8 protein-coding genes are annotated in these 9,471 nt (G+C 74.2%); 1 reads left to right on the forward strand and 7 read right to left on the reverse strand.

Translation table 11 applies throughout. From position 1 onward, the window contains the following. Positions 1-146 precede the first annotated feature (146 nt). From SSBG_RS08725 to SSBG_RS08755, 7 genes are all read right to left on the reverse strand, one after another. Complete coding sequence (locus SSBG_RS08725) at positions 147-1,253, reverse strand: membrane protein (RefSeq protein ID WP_037869289.1); 1,107 nt, start codon at positions 1,251-1,253, stop codon at positions 147-149. Positions 1,254-1,345: 92 nt separating this feature from the next. Then, entirely contained in the window at positions 1,346-4,333 is a 2,988-nt protein-coding gene (locus tag SSBG_RS08730) for a SpoIIE family protein phosphatase (protein WP_008745821.1), read from the reverse strand. Between the two features lie 649 nt (positions 4,334-4,982). Next, positions 4,983-5,390, reverse strand: coding sequence for an ATP-binding protein (locus SSBG_RS08735; protein ID WP_008745822.1), 408 nt, complete (start codon positions 5,388-5,390; stop codon positions 4,983-4,985). 198 nt (positions 5,391-5,588) lie between these two features. Beyond that, entirely contained in the window at positions 5,589-5,981 is a 393-nt protein-coding gene (locus SSBG_RS08740) for an NUDIX hydrolase (protein ID WP_008745823.1), read from the reverse strand. A 120-nt stretch (positions 5,982-6,101) separates the two neighbouring features. Continuing rightward, positions 6,102-6,392: a hypothetical protein gene (locus tag SSBG_RS08745; RefSeq protein ID WP_234010432.1), complete on the reverse strand. Its 291-nt coding sequence runs from the start codon at positions 6,390-6,392 to the stop codon at positions 6,102-6,104. A 160-nt stretch (positions 6,393-6,552) separates the two neighbouring features. Then, positions 6,553-7,308, reverse strand: coding sequence for a GntR family transcriptional regulator (locus SSBG_RS08750; RefSeq protein WP_008745825.1), 756 nt, complete (start codon positions 7,306-7,308; stop codon positions 6,553-6,555). A 289-nt stretch (positions 7,309-7,597) separates the two neighbouring features. Continuing rightward, positions 7,598-8,815, reverse strand: coding sequence for a pyridoxal phosphate-dependent aminotransferase (locus SSBG_RS08755; RefSeq protein WP_008745826.1), 1,218 nt, complete (start codon positions 8,813-8,815; stop codon positions 7,598-7,600). A gap of 82 nt (positions 8,816-8,897) precedes the next feature. On the opposite strand from SSBG_RS08755, the gene SSBG_RS08760 reads away from it, so the two are divergent. Next, the coding region (locus tag SSBG_RS08760) for a winged helix-turn-helix transcriptional regulator (RefSeq protein WP_037869291.1) at positions 8,898-9,471 on the forward strand (574 nt) is incomplete at its 3' end.

Below are 9,471 nucleotides of genomic sequence, written 5' to 3' on the forward strand. Positions count from 1 at the left end.
TGCGCGCCGATCCGGCCCTGTTCCCGGGCGCGGTGGACGAACTGCTGCGCCACCAGACGGCCATGCAGATCGGCATGAACCGGATCGCCGTCGCCGACGTCACCCTCGGGGAGCGCACCATCCACGCGGGGGCCCGGCCCTTTTCCCTACTGGATCAGCCGGTGCGGCGGCCCGCCCCAGCCCTCGCGGTACGCCTGCCAGTCGGCCTCCGTCGCGGCGAAGTCCACGTAGAGGGCGAGCCCGAAGCGGGTCCGGTCGCGGTCGGTGCGCGCGAGGCCGAACCGGGCGCCGCGCACGGCGGCCGGGACGGTCTCGGCGGCGGCCCGGCGACCGGGCTTGCGCTCGTGGTAGAAGGGCACCCCCATGAGGAGGTCCGTCCCCGGCGGGGTGACGCCGAGGGCGAGTTCGGTCTGCTGGGCGACGTAGCCGCCGTACAGGCTCTCCAGCGGCATCCCGGTGTCGTACGACATGACGGCGATCTGGTCGACGCGACGGGCGACCTGCCCGAAGTAGGACTGGCTCCAGTACTTCTCGTGCCCGCTGACCGCGCCGAGGGCGGTGTGCAGGTCCGGGAGCGGGTCGATCTGGTGCGCGGCGACGGAGAGTTCGGCGTGCCGGGCGGCCGTGAGGGTGTGCAGGCGGGTGAGGAGGCCGAGGTAGTCGCGGTCGCCGGAGTGCAGGGGCTCGAAGTCGAAGTGCAGGCCCTGGAACCCGGCGTCGAGCGTCTGCCGCGCGGAGGCGAGGATCGCGCCGCGCGTGCCGGGGTCCGCCATGGAGAGCCCTTCGGGGCTCTCGGTGTCGAGCACGTCGCCGAGCCACGCCTGCACTCGGAGCCGGGGCAGCCGTGCGTGGAGGCCGTCCAGGAGCCACCCGGCCTCGGAGTGGAGCGTCGCCGGCAGCGTGCCGTCGTGCTCCAGCGGGCCCGCGTGCACGTAGAGGTCGCGGATGCCGGTGTACCGGAGCCGCTCCACGAGCCGGTCGAGGTCGCCCGCGTCCTTGCGCCCGTCCACCCAGGCGTGCCCGATCCACAGCGCGTCCCGCCCGCGGGTCCGGGTCCCGTCCCCCGGCTCGCCCGCGTAGGAGAAGCGCAGCCAGGTCCCGGCGGCGAGCAGCGGCAGCAGGACGATCAGCACCGCGCCGAGGGCCGTCCAGCGCAGCACCCGCACCCAGCGGGGCCGGGGCGCGCGCGCCGTCGGCGGGCTCCCCGGCGCCTCGTCCTCGTCCGCGTCCCGCTCCACGGTGTCCGTCCGCATCCGCCCGCCTCCTGGCCCGCTGAGCCCGGAGCCACCCCCCGGCGCGTCGCACAGAGTAACCGACACGCCGGGGAAAGGATCATGACACCGCGTCAGAACAGGCTCAGCAGGGCCTCCGCCGCGTCCACGCCGTTCGACTCCCCGTCGGGCAGGCCCAGCTCGAACCACACGGTCTTGCCGTGCGGGGTGCGGCGCGAGCCCCAGGAGGCGGCGAGGAGCCCGACGAGCTGGAGCCCGCGCCCGCCTTCGTCGGTGTCCTTGGCCCGGCGCCGCCGGGGCTGCACGAGCCCTTCGTCCCACACCTCGCACACGAGCGTCCGGTCCAGGAGCAGCCGGAGCCTGATCTCCCCGTCCCCGTACCGCAGGGCGTTCGTGACGAGTTCGCTGACGAGGAGCTCGGTGGTGTCGGCGAGCGCTTCGAGCCCCCACCCGGCGAGCCGTTCGCGCGTGAACTCGCGCGCCTTGCCGACCGATTGCGGGTCGCGCGGGAGCGTCCAGTCGCCCACGTTCTCGGCGGGCAGGCCCTGCACGCGCGCCATGAGGAGGGCGATGTCGTCCTCGCCGTGGTGCGTGTCCAGGCGCCGCAGCACCTGGTCGCAGATGTCCTCCAGCGAACGCCCGGGATCGGTGAGGGCGTTGCGGAGGGCGAGCAGGCCCTCGTCGAGCGGCTGGTGCCTGGATTCCACGAGCCCGTCCGTGTAGAGCGCGAGGAGCGCGCCCTCGGGGAGTTCGACGGTGACCTCCTCGAAGGGCTCGCCGCCGACGCCGAGCGGCATCCCGGGGGGCACGTCGAGGAGCAGCGCGGGCCGCTGGGCGCCGCTCGGCTCCAGGAGGACGGGCGGCAGGTGGCCCGCGTTGGCGAAGGTGCAGCGGCGGGTCACGGAGTCGTACACCGCGTACACGCAGGTGGCCAGGTAGACCTCGGCGAGGTCGGTGTCCTGGTCCTGGCGGGCGGGGCGGGTCGTCTGCTGCGGCGAGCCGAGCCCCTGCGCGATCTCGTCCAGGTGCGAGAGGACCTCGGCGGGTTCGAGGTCAAGCAGCGCGAGCGTCCGTACGGCGGTGCGCAGTTCGCCCATCGCCGCCGCCGCGCGCAGCCCGCGCCCCATGACGTCGCCGACGACGAGCGCGGTGCGGTGCCCGGGCAGTTCGATGACGTCGAACCAGTCGCCGCCCACCTCGGTCGCCTCGTTGCCGGGGAGGTAGCGGCAGGCGATGTCGAGCCCGGCCGCCTCCGGCTCGCCGGGCGGCAGCAGGCTGCGCTGGAGGAGCAGCGCGCGTTCGTGCTCGCGGCGGTACAGCCGCGCGTTGTCGATGAACACGGCGGTGCGGGAGGCGAGTTCGGCGGCGAGCGCGCGGTCCCTCTCGCCGAAGGGCTCGCTGCCCTTCGTGCGGGCGAACTGCGCGAGCCCGACGACCTTGTCGTGCGCGACCATCGGCACGGCGAGCGTGGACTGCACGAGGTCGCCGTCGGTGCCCGGCAGCAGTTCGGAGCGCGCGGTGCGCAGGACGCGGGCGCGCGGCGACTCGGAGGGGTAGCGGTGCACGGCGCCGACATCGACGGAGCCCGCCCCGGCCCCGTGCCGCCGGGCCTCCTCGGGGGCCGGGCCGTACCCGTACCAGGGGCGCCCCCGCTCGCGGCGTCCCGTGCCGGGCGCGCTGGGCCGACCGACGGTGAACGGCCCGGCGGGCGAGGCGCTCCACTCCCGCATCCGGTCCTCGGGGCTCGCCTCGGGGGACGGGCCGGTACAGGGGGGCGGGGGCGCGGCGGCGGGCGGCGGGGGCTGCGCCGGGCCGCCGGTGGCGGGACCCGCGCCGGGGGCGCCGGCTTCCGGGCCCGGGCCGGGTGCGCCCGTCCCCGTTCCCGGGCCGGGTGTGCCCGCTCGCGTCCCTGTGCCGGGGGCCGCGCCGCCGTGTTCGCGCTGGCGCAGGAACGGCAGGACGTCCGCGACCGCGCTCGCGAAGGCGACGCGGCGCAGCTCGGCGCTCCCGTCGATCATCCCGGGTGCCTGTTCCTCGCCGGTCAGCAGCGCCTGGTAGAGGTCGACCGAGGCGAGGTCGCAGAATCCGGGCACGGCCACGTCGAGCAGTTCGCGGGCGGTGGTCTCCAGGTCGAGCGAGTTGCCGATGCGCGAGCCGGCCTCGTTGAGCAGGGCGAGGTTGCGCCGGGCGCTCGCCGCCTCGCGCGCGGCGGCCTGGCGCCGGGTCACGTCGGTCGCGAGGGCGGCGACGCCGAGCGGGCGGCCGGTGCCGCTGTGCACGCGGTAGAGGTCGAGGGACCAGTGCCGGGGCTGGTCCTCGCCGGGGACGGTGCCGGTGAGGCCGAGGCCGTTGACCGCCCCGCCCTTCTCCAGGACGTGCCGCAGCGCGGCCTCCAGGCGCTCGCGCTGGGCCGGTACGAGGTAGTCCTCGGCGGCGCGGCCCTGGTGCGCCCGGGCAGGGGGGCCGAAGACGGAGGCGAACCGCTCGTTGACCCTCCGTATCCGCAGATCGGTTCCGAAAAGCACGAAACCGAAGGGAGATTGGCCGAAAATCGCCTGCGAGGCCGCGAGGTCCGTCTCGATGCCGCGCAGGGTGCGCACGTCCACGGCGATGCAGACGGCGGCCAGGTCACCGTCCTCGGTGCGGGTGGGCATGACGTAGATCTCCGCGGTGCCCTCCTGCGCGGGGAGGTGCCCGGGAGCGGAGGCGGGGGCACCCGGATCCGGGCGCGCGGCGGCGGGATCGGGCCCCTCACCCAGCGTGGCCTCGCGGGCCGCCGGGTCCCGTCGCGCGGGCAGGCGGAAGGGGACGATCCCCGTCCACTCGCGGCCGTCGAGGATCTCGGCGAGCTTGCGATGCCCCTGGCCGCGCAGCCGGGGCGGCACGAAGGTCTCCACGGGATCGCGGCCCACGACGTCCTCGGCGGCCAGGCCGAAGAGCCGTTCGGCCCGCTCGCTCCACTGGTCGACGGTGCCGTCCGGCCCGATCGAGAAGGCGGCGACCCTGAGGTAGTCGTAGATGGAGCCCGCCGGGCTGCTCTGCCACACGATCTCGTCCGGGGTACGGCGGGGGCCCGCCGCCCTCGCAGGTATCTCGCTCACGCGTACCGTCCCCTCCAGCCCACCGCGACCGGGGGGCGCTCCGGGCGGCGGCTTCCCGCAGTATCCAGCACTACGGCGCGACACCCAACGGCCTTCACGATCACCGGCCGATCACGACACTTTCCGGCCCTCGTCCCGCACACGCCCGCGCACGCGAGGACGGCCGCGCACACCGAGGCGCGCGCGACCCCGGATTCCGCCGCGGGCTCTGACCTGGAGATCGACACTTCCTCTCTCCTAACCAGCGACCCCCTCCTCTAATCCGCCTCGTCCGCCCGTCCCGCGCCCCCGCGTCGCACGGCCCTCCGCTCGCGCGCGGGGGCGGGCCCGGACGGGCACGCGGCGGGCCCGGCGCGGGGCGTGAACGCGGCGCGATTCGCGCGGGTCGCACAGGAGCGCGAACAGGCGCGCGCGGCGGCAAGAGGGGAGGCGTGCGGGAGCACAGGGGCGCACGAACAAATCCGCAGCGCCTCTTTCGCGCCGTATGGAAAGGATGAATGCGCGGAATTCGTACGCGGGTTCAGGCGGCGCCGGGGCAGCGGTGTGCGGGCGGAGTGCCGACGGGGCGTACGGGACGGACAGCGCTTACGGGACATACGGAACATACGGGGCCTATGGGGCGGACGAGGCGGAACGCGGCGGTACGTGTTCAGGCGACGGGGATGGGCAGTTCGCACCAGACCGTCTTGCCCGTCCGCGCCGGGTCCACGCTCGCCCCCCAGTTCCGCGACTGCCTGCTGAGCAGCCGGATGCCGCGCCCGCGTTCCTCGTCGTGGTGGGGCCGGCGTTCGAGCGGGCCCTGCGTGACGGGGTCGGAGACCTCCACGAAGAGGCTGTCCCTGCGGCACGACAGGCGCAGGCCGATGGGGCCGTGGGCGTATCTGAGGGAGTTGGTGACCAGTTCGCTGACGACGAGGATCGTCACGTCGGTCATCGCGGCGAGGCCCCAGTCGGCGAGCCGCTCGCGGGTGAGGTCCCTGGCCCTGCGCGCGACCCCGGGCTCAGCCGGAAAGGTCCACTCGGCGCACACACCCTCGGTGTCGATCAAGACGACCACTTCCCCAGAAAGACCGTAGAAGACCCTTGGCGGAGAATCCCTTGTGCGCCATCAATAGCCCCAGGGCGCGCTTTTCAGACGGAATCACGCGTACTTCCCGGCGGGTTGGCACGAATGGCGCAGCATCGGGGGCCCGCCCGGCGGACGGGGCGGAGGGTGGGGAGGAGGCGCGGGGGCGGAATGCCGCCCCCGGCACGGTCAGTGGAGCATTCCCCGCCTGGCGAGTTCGTCGAAGAGGAGCCGGTCGACGGGCGGGACCGCGGCGCGGTCGGCGAGCGAGAACCAGGCCAGTTCCTCGATCTCGCTGCTCGGGGCGATGTCCCCGCGGTGCTCGGCGGTCCAGCAGCTCATCCGCACCCGCGTCCCGGGCGACTCCGGGACCTCGGCCTCGTACGTGCCGAGGTGGCACGCGCTCGCGGCGTCGAGCCGTACGGTCAGTTCCTCCCGCGCCTCGCGGAGCAGGACGTCGATATCGCTCTCGCCCGGCTCGCGCTTGCCGCCCGGCACGTAGAAGACGTCCTTGCCCCGGGGCCGCGCGCACAGCACGCGCCCGCCCTCGACCCGCACCCAGGCCACCGTGTCGATCAGCACCGCTCGCGCTCCCGCTCACCGGTTCGCGCGCCGGTCCGCGCCGTCCGTCCGGCGTACGACTCTAGAGGCCGCGCGGGGAGGCGGGGCACGGACCGCCGCGAGCGGGGCGGCCGGGGCGGTCTAGCCGAGCGGGTCCTCGCCGAGGACGGCGACACCCTCGGGGCGGGGGCGGTCGTCGGCGTGTTCGACGACGTAGAGCGCGCGGGGCGCGGGGACGCGGGCGTTGAGACCGTCGGCGCGGCTCTCGGCCTCGGCGCGGGTGGCGTAGCTGGCGACGCGGTAGCTGTCCTCTTCACCGTCGTCGCGCCGGATCAGCTGCCAGGGCAGCGAGGCGACGGGATCGGCCGTGCCGGCCCTGCGGACCTGGCGTCCCACCCTGGCGACGCCCCCCGTGGAAACTCCGTTTCGCATATGCCGGACCCTACCCCTCGCCTTCACCCACCGCATGTGACTTGGCACGGTACGGGGAGACGAACCGGCCACCCGGCCGCGGCGACCGGGGGTCGCACGGGGGGCGCACGCCGCCAACGCGCCCCCGGACGGGCCCACTTGGCACCGGCCGGGCGAGGGGCTAACGGACCGGCAGATGGTAGGCGAGGCGGTAGCGGTCGGCGGGCACGACGAGGTCGGCGGTCTCCACGGCGCGCTGGGAGGCGTAGTACGTACGGGAGATGACGATGACGACGTGTCCGGGCACCCCGCCGAGCAGCGCCAGCTCCTCGGCGAGGCCGGGACGCGCGCCGACCTCCTCGACCACGTTGTCGACCACGGTCTCGATCGCGGCCATGCGCTCCACGACCCCGCAGCCGCCGAGCGGTCCCTCCTCGGGGAGCATGACGGGCGTGCGCCCGGTGAGGGAGAGCGGCTCCCAGGAGGAGGAGAGCATCATCGGCCGCCCGGACTCGCGGAAGACGTACCGGGTGTGCATGGCGCGCTCGCCCGGCGCGAGCCCGAGCCGTTCGGCTACCTCCTCAGGCGCCGGCTCCTGCGCGCTGCTCGCGTCCCAGGAGCCCTGCGCGCCCTCCGCCGCCTGTTCCTGCCGGAAGGCGGTCGAGGCGCCGGCCGGGGCGCGGAAGCCGGAGCGCGCGATGCGGCGCGGTTCGAGGCGCTCGCGCACGTAGGTCCCCGAGCCCGACCGCCCCTCGACCAGCCCTTCGGCCATCAGCACCTTGCGCGCCTCCAGCGCCACGGTGTCCGAGACCCCGTACTCCTTGCGGATGCGCGCCTGGGAGGGAAGCCGGGTGTGCGGCGGGAGCGAACCGTCCACGATCTTCTGCCGGAGGTCACCCGCGACACGCAGATACGCCGGCTGCTCACCGAAAGTCACAAGCCACTCCGATCAGGTTGACAGACGGCCACAGCGTGACAACCGAAAGTTGTCGCCCGCAAGCGGAGGCCAAAGTTTCACCCGATGTGATGAAGAGGCTTTGCGCAGGGACTTCCTGTCCGCTAAGGGCCCCCGGAAAACCCCTTCCGTCGGGACGACGACCCCCACTCCTCACACAGCGTGGGTCCCCAGCCCGCTCCCTGTCCCTCCCCGGCCCCTCCGAAGCGCCGCCCGACTGCGTCCGCCCCCGGCCCGGCGGTCCCCGCTCGGGCCGGGCTGCCCCGCCCCCTCACACCGCCTGGCGGTAGCCCGCCAGGAAGCGTCCGATCCGTCCGATCGCCGACTCCAGGTCGTCCGCGTACGGGAGGGTCAGAATCCGGAAGTGGTCGGGCCGGGCCCAGTTGAAGCCGGTGCCCTGCACCACCTGGATCTTCTCCCGCAGCAACAGGTCGAGCACGAACCGCTCGTCGTCCACGATCGGGTGCACCGCCGGGTCGATCCGCGGGAACGCGTACAGCGCGCCCTTCGGCTTCACGCAGCTCACGCCCGGGATCTCGTTCAGCTTCTCCCAGGCGCGGTCCCGCTGCTCGCGCAAACGCCCGCCCGGTGCGGTGAGTTCGCGGATGGACTGCCGTCCGCCGAGGGCAGCCTGGATCGCGTACTGGGCGGGCGCGTTGGCGCACAGCCGCATGGAGGCGAGCATCTGGAGCCCCTCCAGGTAGTCCCGCGCGTGCTGCCGGGGGCCGCTCACGACGAGCCACCCGGACCGGAACCCGGCCACGCGGTACGTCTTGGAGAGGCCGCTGAAGGTGAGGACGACCACGTCCGGGCCCAACGCGGCCGCGCTGTGGTGCACTTCGTCGTCGTAGAGGATCTGGTCGTAGATCTCGTCGGCGAGGATCATCAGCCCGTGCCGCCGCGCGAGGGCGAGCACGCCCTCCACGACCTCCCTCGGGTACACCGCGCCCGTCGGGTTGTTGGGGTTGATGAGGACGATCGCCTTGGTGCGGTCGGTGATCCGGGACTCCATGTCGGCGAGGTCCGGGTTCCAGTCGGCCGCCTCGTCGCACACGTAGTGCACGGCCTTGCCGCCGGAGAGCGTGACGACGGCGGTCCACAGCGGGAAGTCCGGGGCGGGGACGAGGACTTCGTCACCGTCCTCGACGAGCGCCTGCACGGCCATCGTGATCAGCTCGGAGACCCCGTTGCCGAGCCACACGTCGTCCACCGTCACGCCCTCGACCCCGAGCGCCTGGTACCGCTGGGCGACGGCGCGCCGCGCGGAGAGGACGCCGCGCGAATCGGTGTAGCCGTGGGCCTGCGGGAGCATCCGGATCATGTCCTGGACGATCTCCTCCGGCGCCTCGAAGCCGAAGAGCGCGGGGTTGCCCGTGTTGAGCCGCAGCACACTGTGGCCCGCCTCCTCCAGCGCGTTCGCCTGCTCGATCACCGGGCCCCGGATCTCGTAGCAGACCCCGTTCAGCTTGTTCGACTGCCGGAACTCCATCGCTGCCTCCACGGAAACTGTGATGCTTGGTTTTACCAAGCGGGCACTTGGAAAGTCCAACCCCGTGTCTAGACTGCGGCTCATGCCACGTCAGACGCAGCCCCGACAGACGCCGGCCCGGCAGTCCCCCGCCCGGCAGCCGCAGCCCCGCCGCCGCAGCTACGACCAGTACTGCGCCCTCTCGCGCGCGCTCGACTCGGTCGGCGACCGCTGGAGCCTGCTGGTGGTACGGGAACTGCTCGCGGGCCCGCGCCGCTACACCGATCTGCTCGCCGACCTCCCCGGCGTGAGCACGGACATGCTCGCGACCCGGCTGCGCGACATGGAGCGCGACGGGCTCGCGAGCCGCCGCAGGCTCCCCGCCCCCTCCTCCGCCTCGGTCTACGAGCTGACCGCCCGGGGCCGCGCGCTGCTGCCCGTGCTCACCGCGCTCGCCGCCTGGGGCGCCCCCGACCTCGCCGACCGGCGCCCCACCGACGCGGTGCGCGCGCACTGGCTCGCGCTCCCGCTGCTCGCCCCGCTCGCCGCCGCGCTCCCGGCGCCCGCCGTCATCGAGATCGAACTGCCCGAGGGGCTGTTCCACCTGCGCCCCCACACCCCCGCCGAGCTGCCGCCGTACGCCGAGGGTCCCGCTCAGGCCCCCGACGCGCGCCTGC

It is taken from the genome of Streptomyces sp. SPB074 (assembly GCF_000154905.1).
GTDB lineage: Bacteria > Actinomycetota > Actinomycetes > Streptomycetales > Streptomycetaceae > Streptomyces.

Bases quoted from the DNA above. Each gene is read 5' to 3' on its own strand.
- SSBG_RS08725 (WP_037869289.1), bottom strand. From the start codon at position 1,253: ATGCGGACGGACACCGTGGAGCGGGACGCGGACGAGGACGAGGCGCCG.
- SSBG_RS08745 (WP_234010432.1), bottom strand. From the start codon at position 6,392: ATGCGAAACGGAGTTTCCACGGGGGGCGTCGCCAGGGTGGGACGCCAG.
- SSBG_RS08755 (WP_008745826.1), bottom strand. From the start codon at position 8,815: ATGGAGTTCCGGCAGTCGAACAAGCTGAACGGGGTCTGCTACGAGATC.